Annotated in this window: 13 protein-coding genes; 8 read left to right on the forward strand and 5 right to left on the reverse strand. The window is 63.2% G+C overall.

What is annotated here, in order from left to right; translation table 11 throughout:
- Positions 1–65: 65 nt before the first annotated feature.
- A complete protein-coding gene (locus WAF18_RS08350) occupies positions 66–2,396 on the reverse strand; it encodes a TonB-dependent receptor (RefSeq protein ID WP_337244687.1) in 2,331 nt (776 codons plus the stop codon).
- Positions 2,397–2,808: 412 nt separating this feature from the next.
- Here WAF18_RS08350 and WAF18_RS08355 point away from each other — a divergent pair, with 412 nt between their 5' ends.
- Positions 2,809–3,129, forward strand: a complete 321-nt coding sequence (locus WAF18_RS08355) for a helix-turn-helix transcriptional regulator (RefSeq protein WP_337244688.1) — start codon at positions 2,809–2,811, stop codon at positions 3,127–3,129.
- A gap of 16 nt (positions 3,130–3,145) precedes the next feature.
- Here the strand turns inward: WAF18_RS08355 and WAF18_RS08360 are convergent, their stop codons facing one another.
- Positions 3,146–3,451, reverse strand: coding sequence for a helix-turn-helix transcriptional regulator (locus tag WAF18_RS08360; protein WP_337244748.1), 306 nt, complete (start codon positions 3,449–3,451; stop codon positions 3,146–3,148).
- Between the two features lie 534 nt (positions 3,452–3,985).
- On the opposite strand from WAF18_RS08360, the gene dcm reads away from it, so the two are divergent.
- The 4 genes from dcm (at position 3,986) to WAF18_RS08380 (ending at position 8,306) form a co-directional block, all read left to right on the forward strand.
- Positions 3,986–5,230 carry a DNA (cytosine-5-)-methyltransferase gene (gene dcm / locus WAF18_RS08365; protein WP_337244689.1) on the forward strand — a complete coding sequence of 415 codons (1,245 nt, stop codon included), beginning with the start codon at positions 3,986–3,988 and terminating at the stop codon, positions 5,228–5,230.
- Between the two features lie 4 nt (positions 5,231–5,234).
- Positions 5,235–5,663 (forward strand): DNA mismatch endonuclease Vsr, encoded by a 429-nt coding sequence (gene vsr / locus WAF18_RS08370; RefSeq protein ID WP_337244690.1) that lies wholly within the window; start codon positions 5,235–5,237, stop codon positions 5,661–5,663.
- Complete coding sequence (locus WAF18_RS08375) at positions 5,653–7,038, forward strand: MvaI/BcnI family restriction endonuclease (protein ID WP_337244691.1); 1,386 nt, start codon at positions 5,653–5,655, stop codon at positions 7,036–7,038. Before vsr ends, WAF18_RS08375 begins: the two co-directional genes overlap by 11 nt.
- Before the next feature lie 161 nt (positions 7,039–7,199).
- The gene (locus WAF18_RS08380) at positions 7,200–8,306 is read left to right on the forward strand and encodes a hypothetical protein (protein WP_337244692.1); all 1,107 of its coding nucleotides are present in this window, start codon (positions 7,200–7,202) and stop codon (positions 8,304–8,306) included.
- 217 nt (positions 8,307–8,523) lie between these two features.
- On the opposite strand, the gene WAF18_RS08385 is transcribed toward WAF18_RS08380, so the two are convergent.
- The 3 genes from WAF18_RS08385 to aceE form a co-directional block, all read right to left on the reverse strand.
- Entirely contained in the window at positions 8,524–8,883 is a 360-nt protein-coding gene (locus WAF18_RS08385; RefSeq protein WP_337244693.1) for a hypothetical protein, read from the reverse strand.
- Entirely contained in the window at positions 8,880–9,677 is a 798-nt protein-coding gene (locus WAF18_RS08390) for a hypothetical protein (RefSeq protein WP_337244694.1), read from the reverse strand. The genes WAF18_RS08385 and WAF18_RS08390 overlap by 4 nt, the downstream gene beginning before the upstream one ends.
- A gap of 72 nt (positions 9,678–9,749) precedes the next feature.
- Positions 9,750–12,530, reverse strand: coding sequence for a pyruvate dehydrogenase (acetyl-transferring), homodimeric type (gene aceE, locus WAF18_RS08395; RefSeq protein WP_337244695.1), 2,781 nt, complete (start codon positions 12,528–12,530; stop codon positions 9,750–9,752).
- A gap of 263 nt (positions 12,531–12,793) precedes the next feature.
- Between aceE and WAF18_RS08400 the strand changes: the two genes are divergently transcribed.
- Genes WAF18_RS08400 through WAF18_RS08410 form a run of 3 tightly spaced genes read left to right on the forward strand, consistent with a single transcriptional unit; the run spans position 12,794 to position 15,456 of the window.
- Positions 12,794–14,602 (forward strand): ATP-binding protein, encoded by a 1,809-nt coding sequence (locus tag WAF18_RS08400; protein ID WP_337244696.1) that lies wholly within the window; start codon positions 12,794–12,796, stop codon positions 14,600–14,602.
- Positions 14,599–15,039: a response regulator gene (locus WAF18_RS08405; RefSeq protein ID WP_183427208.1), complete on the forward strand. Its 441-nt coding sequence runs from the start codon at positions 14,599–14,601 to the stop codon at positions 15,037–15,039. Before WAF18_RS08400 ends, WAF18_RS08405 begins: the two co-directional genes overlap by 4 nt.
- Positions 15,040–15,045: 6 nt before the next feature.
- Entirely contained in the window at positions 15,046–15,456 is a 411-nt protein-coding gene (locus WAF18_RS08410; protein WP_337244697.1) for a response regulator, read from the forward strand.
- Positions 15,457–16,056: the final 600 nt, after the last annotated feature.

A 16,056-nucleotide genomic window follows, 5' to 3' on the forward strand; every position in this document is an offset into this window, starting at 1 on the left:
ACCGCGCCGAAACGCCCGGACGCCGTACCGCACATCCACACCGACCTGACGTCTCCATGGCCACCTCAGAACGTCTTGGAGATGGCGAGGCTGATGAAGCGCCCGATCGCCGAGTAGTTGGTGCCGTCGTAGGGCGGCGCGTACTCGGCGAACGACGTCGGCGTGTAGAGCGGCGGCGCGCGGTCGAGCAGGTTCTGCGCCGACAGCGAGATTTCCAGGCCGGACCACGCGCCTTCGCTGCCGGCATGCCGGTAGCGCAACGCCGCATCGACGGTGGTGAACGAGGCCGTCTTCCGGCCATCCACGGTGTTGGTCACGCCGCCGCGGTAGTTGGCGAACGCAGACGTGGTGAAGGCGCCCCGCTCCCACACAACCCCTGCCCGGCCGGACAGCTTGGGCGGGTTGAACAGCGTGCCCGACAGATCGAAGAAGTCCTGCGCGCCGGTGTTCTGCTGCCGGCTGTCCAACCATGCGGCTGAGCCGCGCAGCGTCAGCCTGTCATCGCCCAACGCTAACCGATACGAGCTCGACAGATCGGCCCCGGTGATCTCCTGCCGGGCGACGTTGACGTAGTTGCCGTAGATCACCGCAGCGATGCGGTCCGGATCGAAGGACTGGCCGGTGAAGTTGAAGAAGCGCGCCAGGCTGGCGATGCGGGTCAGTTCCTCCAGCGTGGGCTGCCGGTCGATCACCTGGGCAAACGCAGGATTGGCCAGCACCTGCGAGTAGTCGGTGATCGGCTGGACCACACGGTCGGTGTAGTCGATCCGGAATGCCGTGAGCTCCAGCTGCAGCGCGGGCAACGCTTCGGGGTGATACGCCAGCGAGGCGGAGAGCGTACGCGCACGCTCGGGCTGCAAGTCCGGATTGCCGCCGCCCACGCGGACCGCCATGTCGCGCCCGGCCTCCGGCGTGCCGCCGTAGTCGCGCGCAAAGCCCAGCTGGGCGAATTGCCCCTGGTTGACCTGCAGCAACGTCGGCGCCTTGAACGAGCGCCCCCACGAGGCCTTGGCCGTGAAGTCGGCATTGGGGCTGTAGATCAGCCCGAGCTTGGGCGTGGTCACACCGCCGAAGCTGCTGTAGTCCTCACTGCGCACGGCCGCGGTGGCCTCCAGCCGTTGCACACCCGGCACGCCCTGCCCCGCAGCGACCACCGGCACGCTGATTTCCGCATAGCCAAAGCGCGCCCGTTCCTCGCCTTGGGTCGCGACCAAGCCGGTGCCCAACGCGAACTGGCGAAACGCATTGCTGCGGTAGCCCACGCCCGCCGCCAGCCGCATCTCGCCCGCAGGCAACGTCAACAGCGGCCCCTCCACGCTCGCCTCGTAACTGCGGCTTTCGTTGCAGAAGCAGTCGTTGACGACCGGCGTGGTGGCCCCTGTTGCCGGGGCTTCCCGCACCTGACGCTCGTGATGCTCGTCCTTGGCCCACGCCCCACTCAGCGCCAGCGTCCAATCGCGCGGCAGCCGGAACTCGACCCCCGGCGACACCAGCGAGGTCGTGGTGACCGGCGTCAGGCGGTTGATGCCCATGTACTCGTATAAGGTCTGCTGGTGGCGCCGGCTCCGCAGCACATCCAGGCGCAGTTCCACGCCCTCTCCCAGCCCCTGGTACGCACTCAGCAGACCACTGCGCAGGTCGCTGCCGGGATAGAGCGTGGTCGGCGGCCCCAGGTGCCGGGTGTAGGCGCGATCGGCCGCATAGATCGGATCGACGGATGCGTCCTTGAACGTGGCGATGACGCCACCGCTGGCCCAGTACGTGCCGGCCGTGGCCGTGTACTCGCGGGTCTCGAGGCCGCCGCCGCTGGCAGCGCCATAGCGGGCACCGAGCGTTGCACCGTCGTAGTCGCGGCGCAGGATCACATTGCCCACGCCACCCACCGCATCCGAGCCGTAGATGGCCGACGCGCCGTCGGCCACGATGTCGATGCGCTCGACCGCCTCCACCGGGATCGCGGTGATGTCCACCGCCTGCGCGAAGCCGCTGTAGGCCATGCGCCGCCCATTGAGCAGCGTCAGCGTGGCGTCCGGCCCCAGGCCGCGAAGGTTCAGCGCCGAGCCGCCGGTGACGTTCTGGTTGGCGAACCCGGCTCCCGAGAAGCCGCCACTGCCCGCCCCGGGGTTCTGCCCGCCCCCGAAGTTCTGCGGCACGCTGCGAATCACCTCGCCCAGGTCCCGAAAGCCCTCTTCCTGGATCCGCTCGGCACCAAAGGCGATCACCGGCGACGGCGTGGTGCCGCCCCGGATGCGGGTGCCGGTGACCTGGACGGTGTCGAGCTGGGTGGCGGCGGTGTCGGTCTCCCGGGTGTCTGCGGGTGCATCGGACCCACCCGCCGCGTCCGTCTCCTGCGCTAAAGCGTTAGGCGCCGACAGCGAAAGAGCAGCGACGCCCAAACACGCTAACGCCAATCCCATATCAGGATGCCAAACCACTTTCGTGCGAGGTGCAGGCACGGCACTCGTATCAGCCTTCGCCGGCAAGTAGCTTCCCTCATTGGGGCGTCTCTCCAACGTCGACAGTACAAGAGCGTCGCCGTCCAGATTACTTCTCCGGAACGGGCAGCTGCCGCACTGCGCATGGGCGCATCCATTGGTATCGAACCAAAGCGCGTTGCTACATTTAATGTAGCACAAAAGACGAAAGCTCAGCGTCCGCATCATCGGCACACATCCCTTCTAAGTTCTGGTTTGCCTTCCTCGAGAGCAGGCTGCCCAGCTATAACTTGCCTGCTACATTTACTGTAGCATACATGCTGCGGGTACAGAAGCCATCCTGTCATTGGTACAGGAACGGCTTCGATGGCTCATGGCGCCTCGCATCAAACTCATGTTTACCAAGCGGCTGAAAGAGGCGCGCTTGGCCTCGGGACTCTCACAAAGAGAACTTGGAAGACGAATTGGTCTGTCGGAGGATGTCGTGGCCAACAGAGTCACAAGATATGAGCGCGGAACCTCCGAGCCCGACTTTGAGACAACTAGCAAGATGGCCAAGGTACTCGGCGTCCCGTTGGCCTATCTCCTAGCGGACAACGATGTGCTGGCGGACATCATCCTCGCAGCAGCAAGCCTGCCGCCAAGAGAGCAGAAGAAGCTCGCTGCGGAATTGAAGTCAAAGGGCAAGAGCTGAGCTGCAGCGTACTGACTTAATCCTCGCCGAGCTTTCCTTTAATCCAGTCAGCGAGATCCCTGCGCTGCTTGGCTGAAAGCGACGAGAGGGACAGAACGATATCGGCCGTAGCATCGTCTTCTGCTACCAGATAAGCCATTGGTACTTGCAATGCTTCCGCAAGCTTGGCGAGCCCGTCTAAGTCGACCCCGCTTGACTCTCTCTCGTAGCGGTTGATTCGACTGCTGGCGCGCTCCCTATCTAGCCCCATCATTAAACCCAATGCTCGCTGGCTCTCGATGCCACGCAGCTTCCGCGCCTGCTTGATGCGAGCGGAGAAGATAGCGCGGGGAGAAGCCTTCGACACGTGATCTGATGCTTGGAACAGGGGCTATCAGCATGCCTTGCTCCTCTCCTGCGCGGCAGTCTCTTCATGAAATGTAGCATCCCAGCATGTCACTAGCCAGAGAGTCGCAGCTCGGGCTATCTGGCTTCATTTGAAGACTAGAGCCGGCCTAGGTACCTAGGTAGGAAAATTCCGACATGCCATTGCGGAGGACACCGATGGCGGCATATGCATGGAAGGAGCATCCTCTACTCACGCCAGCAACGCGTGATCCCCGTCCACGGGCGGGTCGCCAGACACGCGGGCCAGGGAACGGAGCACCCCGGCTGCTGGCGCCTCCACTCGGATCCTTGGGCGACATCGAGCGGTCGTTACTTCCACGAAACTCTGCCGCACCTATGTCGGCAGGTCCTCCTGTCCCCCTACGATGCGGGGATGTCGTAGAGCCAAGCGGGAATGCTACTGATCTCAGCAGCTGAGACGGAAATCGGACACAATGTCCGAATTCGATCCCCCCGTGAGGCCTGTTCCATGCAAGATGTTCGCCAGCTTCTTACCACGCTCCGAGGCCGGTACAACCAGACGGAGCTGGCCCAAGCCTTGGGAATCACCACCCGCACACTTCGCCGGTGGGAAGCAGGTGAAACCGAGCCACCCTCCTATGCCGCCGACGCTATTCGCCAGCGGCTGATGCCGCTGGCCGGTCGGCAGGCACAGCAGGATTCCGACTTCCGCTTCGTCGACCTTTTTGCCGGCATCGGCGGCATTCGTTTGGCTTTCGAGGCACATGGCGGACGTTGCGTGTTCACCAGCGAGTGGAACTCGTGGGCCCAGAAGACCTATCTGGCCAACTTCCCGGAGTCGGCGCACACCCTAGCAGGCGACATCACCGAAGTGGATGCGGCGGAGATTCCCGACCACGACATCCTGCTCGCCGGCTTCCCCTGTCAGCCCTTCAGCATTGCCGGAGTCTCCAAGAAGAACGCACTGGGGCGCGCGCACGGCTTTGCGGACGAAACACAAGGGACCCTGTTCTTCGATGTGGCACGCATCATTTCGACGAAGCGGCCTACGGCCTTTCTGCTGGAGAACGTCAAGAATCTGGTCAGCCATGACAAGGGCAACACCTTCCGAGTCATCAGGAAAGTCTTGGAGGAAGAGCTGGGCTATCACATCACCTACAAGGTGGTTGATGGTGCGCACTTCGTGCCTCAGCACCGGGAGCGCATTCTGATCGTGGGATTCCGCGAGAAGACGGATTTCAGCTTCGACGATCTGAACTTGCCGTCTGACAAGCGAACGATGAAGGACATCCTGCATCCCGAGGACGGAAGCGAGGAACCCGAGTCGCACTACACCGTGGGCCCGAAGGCCAAGGTTGCCGACCGCTACACCCTCACCCCGAACCTGTGGGCCTATCTGCAGGCTTACGCAGCGAAACACCGGGCCGCGGGCAACGGCTTCGGCTTCGGTCTGGTTGGCCCGGACAGCGTCTCGCGCACACTGTCGGCCCGCTATTACAAGGACGGGTCGGAAATCCTCGTCTCCCAAGGGCCACGCAGGCGGCCGCGGCGCCTCACACCTCGCGAATGTGCACGACTTATGGGCTTTCCCGATAGTTTCATCATCCCCGTCAGCGACACGCAGGCTTACAAGCAGTTCGGAAACAGCGTGGTCATGCCCGTCATGCGGGAAGTGGCGCGCGTGATGAAGCCGCGAATGATGGAACTGACGACACCGGAGCTAGCAGAGCGGAAGACCCAGCTCGCTGCCTGAACCGATGGATATCGTTGACCGCGCCACGCGTAGCAGGATGATGTCCGGCATCCGCGGGAAGGACACCAAGCCGGAGATGATGGTTCGCACCTACCTGCATCGCGTGGGGCTGCGATTTCGCCTGCATGCGAAGCTGCCCGGCAAACCCGATCTGGTCCTGCCGAAGTACCGAACCGTGGTATTCGTGCACGGCTGCTTCTGGCACCGACACGAAAACTGCCGCTATGCGACCACGCCTGCAAGCAATCCGGAGTTCTGGCAGAAGAAGTTCACCGACAACGTGCAACGGGACGAGAGGGTGAAGCGACAGCTTGAGGAAATGGACTGGCAGGTCGAGACTGTGTGGGCCTGCCAACTGAGCGAGCCAGAGCTTTCGGATCTGGCAGACAGAATCAGGAACAACGAATCAGGGGGACTCAAGGATGACGATTGATGCAACGGACCGATGGCTGTCCGAACTCGAGCTTTCCACAGTCTTCGAAATGCTCCGGGACAATGGAGTTACCGAGGCCGTGTACAAGGTGCTGCCGCGCAATGCGAACAGCAAGAACCAGGTCTACTTGGGAACGGATCTTTCGCAGCTCGGCAAGCTTCCTTCCGGTGAAGTGACAGCACATCTGTCTGTCTCCGAGAAGAGTGGCAAACAGGAAGCAGTCTTTCGTGCCCCGCTGGAGTTCTATTGGCTCAACGCCGAGGGCCTGCCGCAACTCGCGCCGAATGCACAGCTGATCTTCTATCCACAGTATCCCGAGGTGAGGTTCTCCGGCTTCCTGAGGGGCTGCAGAACAGCTCCCAGCTCGCTTTGGGTGAAGGAAAAGCGGGGTCAGGAGCCGGACCGCATCCTCGTGCTGGGAATCGGAGATGACCGCAAGATCATCGCCCTCACTCTGCCACCAGAATCACCAGCTGCGAGAGAGATTCGGGCAACGGAGCCGCACGATCCCTACGGTGCGCTATACGTGCTGCGCATGCCTGGCGAGGCGCACATCGATGGTTTTCGCGACCTCATGCGCGAGCTGTGCAGGATCCATCGGCTTCTGTGGGTCCCCTCTACACGTCTGGATCCGAGCGGCGCACTTGTTCCTTGCAGCGGATCGAACTGCAACGGCAATACGCTGGAGTCTCTCCTCGGAATCCGTTCGAACGGATACTCGCTGCCCGACTTCCGCGGTTGGGAGGTCAAGGCTCGACAGGTTACCAACGTGGACAGTCCCGGTGCGAGCACCGTTACCCTGTTCACTCCCGAACCGACAGGCGGTGTATACATGGCGGACGGGCTTGCAACCTTTCTGAAGCGCTACGGCTACCCGGACACGAAAGGTCGAGAGGATCGTCTCAACTTCGGTGGTCTTCATCGCTCGGGCCGGGCTCCCCATTCACGTACCGGTCTTCGACTCGTTGTGAGCGGGTATGTCTCACCGAAGAAGTTCGCACCCGACGGTTCCGTTCAGCTGATCGATGCACATGACCATGTTGCCGCATCCTGGTCCTTCGCCAAACTGATGGACCACTGGAAAGTCAAGCACGCGGCCGCAGCCTTTGTGCCGGTGCAGAAAAAGAATGAACCGGAACAGCAATACCGCTTCGGCCGTCAGGTTTTGCTGGGCGAGGGGGCGGAGTTCGGTCTTCTCCTCGATGCCATGTACTCGGGAAAGGTCTATTACGATCCGGGCATCAAGTTGGAAGGCGTCAATACGGACAGTCCGAAGCCCAAAAAGCGTAGCCAGTTTCGTGTGGCTAGCAGAAATCTCCCCTCGCTCTACGAATCCAGCAGACTTGTGGACGTGTGTGATCAGGCCTCCCGCTGACCGCGCAGTCTGGAGGCAAGGGGTGTCCGATTCGCCTTCTAGAAGGTCAAAGAAGACGTGCATGCAGTTCTTGGAGGTGACCTGCGCCTACGCCAAGTGCATTTCGCAGAACCTATCTTCTTCTGCTAATTTGATATACCGAACACGCTACTAGATCTTGCGTGCCCGCTACCTACTGTTCTCCCGCGAGCTCGATGCAAAGCCCTCAGAACCGTGATCTGCACCGCCTTCTGACAGCAAACGCCAGAGATCTTCGAGTCAATGGCAAGGCCACTCAACGCAGCATTGCCGCCGCTTTCTATCAGGGCTTGATTGACTGCCAACACCCCAGCAACACTGCGCCGCTAGCTGCTTTTATGGCAGCCGAGGGTTCGAGACGAGTACCAGCATTCGTGTTCGAAAGTCTATTTGTACGCGAGTTGCGGCTGAGCAACGAAGTCTCAGAGAGCTGGCATGTATGCCAGCCTCGAAATCCAAGCGCCCCATCTATCTGGTTCAAGTTATTGTCCGACGACAGAGGCTGGAGCGACTTAGACGAATCGTTCTCTCAACGACTTATATCGCGCGACGTGCATGTATGGAAATCTTGGTATAAGGGCAATCAGCTTTTTCTTGCACCCGCCGATAACGAAAATGCGGCCGTCAGCGCCCGCGAATTTATTGAACTGAATCCTTGCGACATGCCAGTACATCGAGGAGAGGTACGAAACATGCTCGCAGCGGACGAGCTCCCTATGAACGCTCTCCGGATGCTTGAAGAAGCCGGAAAGCCTAGCATTGACCAACTGATACGGAGCAGAGTCTTCATCAACTGCTTTTTAGAGCTAGCAGGAGGCCGTCCCTTCGACGTAGACGCGATCTGCCGCAATCGGTCGGGCCAGATTTTCGCAACCGAGTTCAAACGCAAGTACCCGTCGCGTCATGGATTCCTGGGCATTGACCAACACCTGCTAATCCTCCCTCGACTGCTTGAAGACATATGTCCGCTGCACCATTTCGTACTACTAGATCGTCGAGGCAGAGGCGGAAAAGGTAATGATCCTACTTGCGCACTGCTGGAGGAAGGCATCAACGGACCTAACTTCGAATGGCTTGTTCTTCTTATTGAACCGAACTCTCAAGATCGCTTTAAAAAAGTACTCCAAACGACAGGCCTGGATAGTGGCCAGCGAGGAGGGGTGCGTGAGCAGATTGCCATTCCTCGCAGCGCCTTCAGCGTTCTCAAATCTTTGCAGGATTTTGAACTCCGAACACAAGACCCCGCCTAGCTCGAAACTTTCAATGATCCCTTTCAAAGATAGCTCTAGCGCCGCTTCTGGAGAAGCGGCATACCAAGCCGCATATCTCACCACAAAAGGCATCGAGCCCCGCCACGGCGCGATCAAAATGCAACTAGAGCACTTGCACTTGCACTTGCACTCTATAGAAAAGGGAATTTCTCAAAGCAGCGAGCATCAATGCTGTCGCAAAGTTGCCCCCTAAGAGCTATCCAAAAGCCTTCGCACGTACAACTTCAGCGTCGATTAGCTCGAGGAAGCGCCGTTCATCGCTGTCTATACTTCCGTCGCGCTCAAAGTGCGCACGGAGAGCGCAACGCATTGCAGCGTTAGCATCGCTTTCAGTATTAAAAGGACTTCTGAGATGCACCGCAGTCACACGGTTCGAATTTGGCTCAAAGAGCAGGTGAGCGTCAGGGAAAATCTCTTTCCGAGTTCCGCCATTTTGGGGAGTCAGATAAGAGAATAGGTAATGCGCCCGCTTTTTATCATCGATCTCGAAACCGATCTTTTGTGGAAGCTTATAGATGGAAAAAAGGTCAGTTTGGCTCAGGATCTTCCATTTCATAGTTCACCCCATTCAATGGCGCGAGATAGCATTCCTAGCATAAGAAGGTCTGTGCGTGTTGGCTTGTTGCCTTTTGCAATTGCCGGTTCTACCGAGGTATCAACCACAAGTACGCCCCAGCGAATGCGATTTCCAACTTCTATCCGTCCGCCATAGATGTAACGAGACAACGAGTGCCCGCTACGCTTGCGAGCCTCGTACTCTTGCTGCGTGAGCAGCATCATTTTGGGCAAATTTCTTTCGTAAGCCCCATGCTTTCTTCCGTCAGCTGGCTTCTCGCCAGCCCTGAAGTAGTAGAAACCTTTTGCCCATGCGCCACCCGTAATGCCGTGAACCGACGCGCCGACGGTGTCCGCTCTAAACACGGTGGCACTCGCTGGACGCAAACGGCTTTGCCCTGAACGAAGCACTGGAATCAACCAGCCGGACCACGGATGCCGCCATCGCCCCCAACACAATCGGTACCGAAGAGTGGCCAGAGGGCTGAAGCGACGATAGCGGTAGAGCGTCGCCTTGCACTCGTGATCATCATACTGGCCATCCGGAAGATCATGCTCGACAGCCGTATCCAATATGTACTTGAGAAGCTGCTTCTTCTGCAGGCGCTGCTCGCGGCACTTCAACAGCAACAGCCCAAAGCCCAACAACACAAGCACGCCGTAATATTCTAACCAATGCTCAGTCAGATTCTTACCGACAGAACTCACAGCAAGCTTTGTCTGAACGCTGGCGGTAGAAGCCAGCGCTAACCACACGTTGGCTAAAGCAAGCAGACCAGACCCGTACTTTCCCAAGCCCCTCATAACTCTTCCCTGAGTCAAATGCGCGTAAGGTATCTAGATCGGCGGAGGCTGGATTATCGCAAATCAGACCCCAACCGGATTCGCCTTCTCCGGATCGATCTTGTACAGCTTGATCGCCCTGGCCACATCCTTGCCGGTCATCTTGCCGTCCTTCGCCAGCGCGTCGATCGCCGCCTGGGCGATGTAGTAGCGGTCCACCTCGAAGTGGCGGCGCAGGTTGGCGCGGGTGTCGGAGCGGCCGAAGCCGTCGGTGCCGAGCACGGTGTAGGTGTGCGGCACGAAGGCGCGGATCTGGTCGGCGAAGGCGCGCACGTAGTCGGTCGCGGCGATCACCGGGCCGGGGCGCCCTTCGAGCTGTTCTGTCACGTAGGGCTTGCGGCGGGTCTTGGCTTCGGGGTTGAAGCGGTTCCAGCGCTCGGCGTCGAAGCCGTCGCGGCGCAGCTCGGTGAAGCTGGGGCAGGACCAGATGTCGGCGGTCACGCCGAAGTCCTTGTCCAGCAGTTCGGCCGCGGCGATGACTTCGCGCAGGATGGTGCCCGAGCCCAGGAGTTGGACGTGGGGGAGGTTGGAGGCTTTCTTCTTGCCCCCACCCGAAGCGGCGGTGCCGCTTCGACCTCCCCCGCTTGCGGGGGAGGTGTCCGACTTGCTGGCGGGGGAGGTGGCCGCGTCGGTGGTGCTGGAGAGCAGGTACATGCCCTTGATGATGCCCTCGGCGGCCTCGGGGGTGACGGCCGGGTGCGGGTAGTTCTCGTTCATCAGGGTGATGTAGAAGTACTCGTCCTGCTGTTCGTCGAGCATGCGCTGCATGCCGTACTGCAGGATCACTGCGACCTCACCGGCGAAGGTGGGGTCGTAGCTGCGGCAGTTGGGAATGGCGCCCGAGAGCAGGTGGCTGTGGCCGTCTTCGTGCTGCAGGCCTTCACCGTTGAGCGTGGTGCGCCCCGCTGTGGCGCCGAGCAGGAAGCCACGGGCGCGCATGTCGGCCGCCTGCCAGGCGGCGTCGCCGATGCGCTGGAAGCCGAACATCGAGTAGTAGATGTAGAACGGCAGCATCGGCAGGTCGTTGGTGCTGTAGCTGGTGGCCGCGGCCATCCAGCTGGCGAACGCGCCGGCTTCGGTGATGCCTTCTTCCAGCACCTGGCCGGCCGCGTCTTCGCGGTAGTACATCAGCTGGTCGCGGTCCACCGGCTTGTACTTCTGGCCCTGCGGGGCATAGATGCCCAGCTGGCGGAACAGGCCTTCCATGCCGAAGGTGCGCGCCTCGTCGGCGACGATCGGCACCACGCGCGGGCCCACCTGCTTGTCGCGCAGGATCACCGAGAGCGACTGCACGAAGGCCATCGTGGTGCTGATCTCGCGCTCGCCGGTGTCCTGCATCAGGCGGTCGAACACCTTGAGTTCGGGGGCCTTGAGGCTTTCGGTGCTCTTGCGGCGGCGCTGGGGCAAAAAGCCGCCCAGCTTTTCGCGGCGCTCGAGCAGGTACTGCACTTCCTCCGAATCCTTGCCGGGGTGGTAGAACGGCACGTCGCCGTCCTTGAGCGCGGCATCGGAGACCGGGATCTTGAAGCGGTCGCGGAACGTGCGCACCGCGTCGTCGTCGAGCTTCTTGGTGTTGTGGGTGGGGTTGAGCGCCTCGCCGGCGCTGCCCAGGCCGTAGCCCTTGACGGTCTTGGCCAGGATCACCGTGGGCTGGCCCTTGGTGTCCATCGCGTTCTGGTAGGCGGCGAAGACCTTGTGCGGGTCGTGGCCGCCGCGGTTGAGGCGCCAGATGTCGTCGTCGCTGAGGTTGGCGACGAGGTTGGCGGTCTCGGGGTACTTGCCGAAGAAGTGCTCGCGCGTGTACGCGCCGCCGAAGGCCTTGCAGTTCTGGTACTCGCCGTCGACGGTCTCCATCATCAGCTTCTTGAGCATGCCGTCCTTGTCCTTGGCCAGCAGCGGGTCCCAGTAGCTGCCCCAGATCGTCTTGACGACGTTCCAGCCGGCACCGCGGAACTGGCCTTCCAGCTCCTGGATGATCTTGCCGTTGCCGCGCACCGGGCCGTCCAGGCGCTGCAGGTTGCAGTTGATCACGAACACCAGGTTGTCCAGGCCTTCGCGGCCGGCCACCGAGATCGCGCCCAGGCTCTCGGGCTCGTCGGTCTCGCCGTCGCCCAGGAAGCACCACACCTTGCGATCGGTCTTGGGCATCAGACCGCGGGCTTCGAGGTACTTCCAGTTGCGGGCCTGGTAGATGGCCGCGATCGGGCCCAGACCCATCGAGACGGTCGGCAGCTGCCAGTAGTCGGGCATCAGCCAGGGATGCGGGTAGGACGAGACGCCCTTGCCGTCGACTTCCATGCGGAAGTTGTCGATCTGCTCTTCGCTGATGCGGCCTTCCAGGAACGAGCGGGCGTAGATGCCCGGCGAGCTGTGGCCCTGGGTGCAGATCAGGTCGCCCGGGTGGTCGGCGGAAGGGGCGCGGAAGAAGTGGTTGAAGCCCACGTCGTAGAGCGTGGCGCTGGAGGCGAAGCTGGCCAGGTGGCCGCCCAGGTCGCCGGGCTTGCGGTTGGCGCGTACGACCATCGCCATCGCGTTCCAGCGGATGATCGAGCGGATGCGCCATTCCAGGTCGCTGTTGCCCGGCATCTTCGGCTCGAGGTGGGCCGGGATGGTGTTGACGTACTCGGTGGTCGGCGCGAACGGCAGGTGGGCACCGGCGCGGCGGGTCAGCTCGACCATGTTCTCGAGCAGTTGGTGCGCGCGCTCGGGGCCGCCGACGTCGATGACCGCCTTGAGCGACTCGATCCACTCGCGGGTCTCGGTCGGATCGGGGTCGTTCTGCAGGACGTCGTTCAACCAGTTCATCAGATGTGCTCCAGCGCGGCGCGCGCGGCCGCGTGCAAGGGGTCGTTGTCGAACGGTCGATTCTAACAGGCGCGTTCTGCCGGGCGCGCCGGCCGCGGGGGAGGGACAGCGCGTTCCAGCGGTGCGTCTGCCCAGGTCCGGCTCGCCGACCGGGTCCGGCAGCCATTGCCCGATTGCGGGCGGCCCGGCCGTCCGCCATGATCCCGTGTTCAGGGGAGGATGCGGCATGATTGCGCCCCCCGCCCGCGCCCGAGCCCATCCCGATGCCCCATACCGCCTCGCGTTCCAGCCGTTGGCAGCTGCCCGCGCTCGGGGTGGCGATCGTGCTGATCGTGGTCGGGCCGTTCCTGATCATGCGCGCGGCGATCGGCGAGGCCGACGAGGCGACGCTCGAGGTGGTGCACACGCGCGAGATCCAGACCCTGGTGCAGTCGGTTTCGGCCGACGCCCGGAGCCTGGAGGCGGCGGCGATCGCGCTGACCCGCGGGATCGATTCGCCGCTGCTGCGCGAGCGGATCCGCGATGCGCGCGAGCGGATCCTGCCCAATGTCGAGGCGGTGCTGGAACTGACCCGGGACAACCCGGCGCAGCAGGCGCGGCTGGGCGCGCTGCGCAACATGCTCGAGCAGCGCCTGGCGCGGATCGACCAGGTGATCGCCGCCGAGGAGGCGGCGACCAACCGGCAGATCGACGAGATGATCGTGCTCTACCCGATCCAGCGGCTGGTGATGGACGTGGTGGCCGAGGAAGAGGCGCTGCTGCTGGACCGCAAGGCGGTGGCTGCACGTGCCAACCGCAATGCCGAGCTGTCGAGCTGGGCGGCGATGGTGGTGCAGTTGCTGCTGCTGGCGGCGGCGAGCTACTTCGCGCTGCGCCAGCAGACCGGCCGCGTGGCCGCCGAGCGGCAGGCGCTGAGCGCCAGCAGCCGGGCGCTGGCGGTGCTCGACAGCGTGCGCGAGCCGATCGTGCTGGTCGACAACCAGCAGCGGGTGGTGATGCACAACGCCGCATTCGCCGAGCTCTACGGCGTGGACGATGATGCGCGCGGGCATGCGCTGGCCGAGATCGGCGACGGCGCCTGGCACGATGCCGAGACGTTGCGCCGGCTGCACGACGTGCTGGCGCGCAACCGCGAGCTGTGGGACTACCGCCTGAGCCAGTCCACCGTCGACGGCGTGGAGCGCACGATGCTGCTCAACGCCCGGCGCATGCCGCTGCCCGACCGCGACGATGCGGTGGCGCTGATCACCGCCTCCGACGTGACCGCGCAGAGCATCAGCGAGCGGCAGATCCGCGAGCTCAACCAGCAGCTCGAGGGCAAGATCGAGCAGGTCTCCGACGTCAACCGCGAGCTGGAGGCCTTCAGTTATTCGGTCTCCCACGACCTGCGCGCGCCGCTGCGGCACATCGCCGGGTTTGCCGACAAGCTGGGCCGCCATCTGGGCGAGAACATCGACGAGAAGAGCAGCCACTACCTCAATGTCATCGGCAGTTCGGCGCGGCGCATGTCCACGCTGATCGACGACCTGCTGGTGTACTCGCGCCTGGGTCGCAGTGCGCTGCGGCTGCAGAGCGTGGACCTGCAGACGATGGTGTCCGATGCGCGCGCGATGCTCGACAGCAATGCGAAGGCCGAGAAGCCCGACCACCGGATCGAGTGGACGATCGCGCCGCTGCCAATCGTGGTCGGCGACGAGAACATGCTGCGGCAGGTGTGGCTGAACCTGCTGGGCAATGCGGTCAAGTACAGCAGCGGCAGCGAGCCGTCGACGATCGAGGTCACCTGCCGGCGGCTGGACGACGGCGGTTACGAGTTCTCGGTGCGCGACAACGGCGCGGGCTTCGACATGCAGTACGCGGGCAAGCTGTTCGGCGTGTTCCAGCGCCTGCACTCGGCCAGCGAGTTCCCCGGCACCGGCGTCGGGCTGGCCAGCGTGCGTCGCGTGCTCGGCCGCCACGGCGGGCGGATCTGGGCCGAGTCGGCGCCCGGCCAGGGCGCCACGTTCTTCTTCACCCTTCCCGCCTCCGCCCAGGAGCCGGGTCTTCTGTCCTCACCAGGAAAACAGCAATGAGCGAAATCCGCACCATCCTTCTCGCCGAGGACAGCCCGCACGATGCCGAGATGGCGATCGATGCGCTGCGCGAGGCCAATCTCGCCAACCCGATCGTGCATGTCGAGGACGGCGTCGAGGCGGTGGACTACCTGTTCCGTCGCGGCAAGTACGCCGACCGCGCCGAGGGCGACCCGGCGGTGCTGCTGCTCGACATCAAGATGCCGCGCATGGACGGCCTGGAAGTGCTCAAGCAGTTGCGCGACCACGAGACGCTCAAGCGCATGCCGGTGGTGATCCTGTCGTCCTCGCGCGAGGAAAGCGACCTGGCGCGCAGCTGGGACCTGGGCGTGAACGCGTATGTGGTCAAGCCGGTGGACGTCGACCAGTTCTTCGACGCGGTGCGCACCCTGGGCAAGTTCTGGGCCGTGCTCAACGAAGTGCCCGAGGAAGAGTGAGCCCGCATGGGGGACGATGAAGGCCATGGCGCGCGGGCTGGACGCCTGCGCGTGCTGATCGTCGACGATTCGCGCGACGATGCCGAGCTCGCCGAACTGGCCCTGCGCGATGCGGGGCTGGCGGTCGAGACACGACGGGTCCACAGCGAGGCGGGGCTGGTGGAGGCGCTGGAAGCCTTTGCGCCGCGCGTGGTGCTGTCGGACGTCAACCTGCCGGGGTTCTCAGGTGCCGAAGCGCTGGCGCTCACCCGCCGGCTGCGTCCTGGGGTGCCGGTGGTGTTCATGACCGGCTCGGCCTACGGCCTGCCGGGCGACGTGATGCCCGAGGGCGATGCGTTGGTCCACAAGGACCAACTCGACCGCCTGCCGGCGGCGCTGGCCGAGGTGCTGGCGGCGGAGGACGGCAAGGCGGAGTGAGGGCGGTGGGGGTGTGCTGACAGCCCCGGCCCCCACCCGACACGCTACGCGTGCCGACCTCCCCCGCGGTGCAGGGGAGGTGACGGATGCTTGTCTCCTTCCCCCGCTTGCGGGGGAAGGCTGGGATGGGGGCGCTTTTTCTGCGCGGCGCTGGATGAATCGGTATCCCGCTCAAAGCCCCTGCCCCCACCCGGCACGCGACTCGTGCCGACCTCCCCCGCGATGCGGGGGAGGTGATTGATGCTTGTCTCCTTCCCCCGCTTGCGGGGGAAGGTTGGGATGGGGGCGCTTTCTGCGCGACGCTGGACGAGGCGATATCTCGCTCAAAGCCCCTGCCCCCACCCGACACGCTGTGCGTGTCGACCTCCCCCGCGAGGCGGGGGAGGTGGCGGATTGCGTGATGGGGTTGGCTCTCCTGCTCCGAGGATGCGACTGCTCGCGCGATGCATGATCAGCGCGCGATGCGCTTCGCTCCTTCCCCCGCTTGCGGGGGGAAGGTTGGGATGGGGGCGGCTTTACGCGTGGTGCTGGACGAAGCGGTATCCCGCTCAAAGCCCCTGCCCCCACCCGGCACGCGATGCGTGCCGACCTCCCCCGCGG

The sequence above is a fragment of the Luteimonas sp. gir genome, assembly GCF_037198055.1.
Classification (GTDB): domain Bacteria; phylum Pseudomonadota; class Gammaproteobacteria; order Xanthomonadales; family Xanthomonadaceae; genus Luteimonas; species Luteimonas citri_A.

Excerpts from the sequence above, each read along its gene's own strand:
- WAF18_RS08355 (WP_337244688.1), top strand. The coding sequence starts at position 2,809 with ATGGCGCCTCGCATCAAACTCATGTTTACCAAGCGGCTGAAAGAGGCG.
- WAF18_RS08410 (WP_337244697.1), top strand. The coding sequence starts at position 15,046 with ATGGGGGACGATGAAGGCCATGGCGCGCGGGCTGGACGCCTGCGCGTG.
- WAF18_RS08375 (WP_337244691.1), top strand. The coding sequence starts at position 5,653 with ATGACGATTGATGCAACGGACCGATGGCTGTCCGAACTCGAGCTTTCC.
- dcm (WP_337244689.1), top strand. The coding sequence starts at position 3,986 with ATGCAAGATGTTCGCCAGCTTCTTACCACGCTCCGAGGCCGGTACAAC.
- WAF18_RS08405 (WP_183427208.1), top strand. The coding sequence starts at position 14,599 with ATGAGCGAAATCCGCACCATCCTTCTCGCCGAGGACAGCCCGCACGAT.
- WAF18_RS08385 (WP_337244693.1), bottom strand. The coding sequence starts at position 8,883 with ATGAAATGGAAGATCCTGAGCCAAACTGACCTTTTTTCCATCTATAAG.
- WAF18_RS08400 (WP_337244696.1), top strand. The coding sequence starts at position 12,794 with ATGCCCCATACCGCCTCGCGTTCCAGCCGTTGGCAGCTGCCCGCGCTC.
- aceE (WP_337244695.1), bottom strand. The coding sequence starts at position 12,530 with ATGAACTGGTTGAACGACGTCCTGCAGAACGACCCCGATCCGACCGAG.
- vsr (WP_337244690.1), top strand. The coding sequence starts at position 5,235 with ATGGATATCGTTGACCGCGCCACGCGTAGCAGGATGATGTCCGGCATC.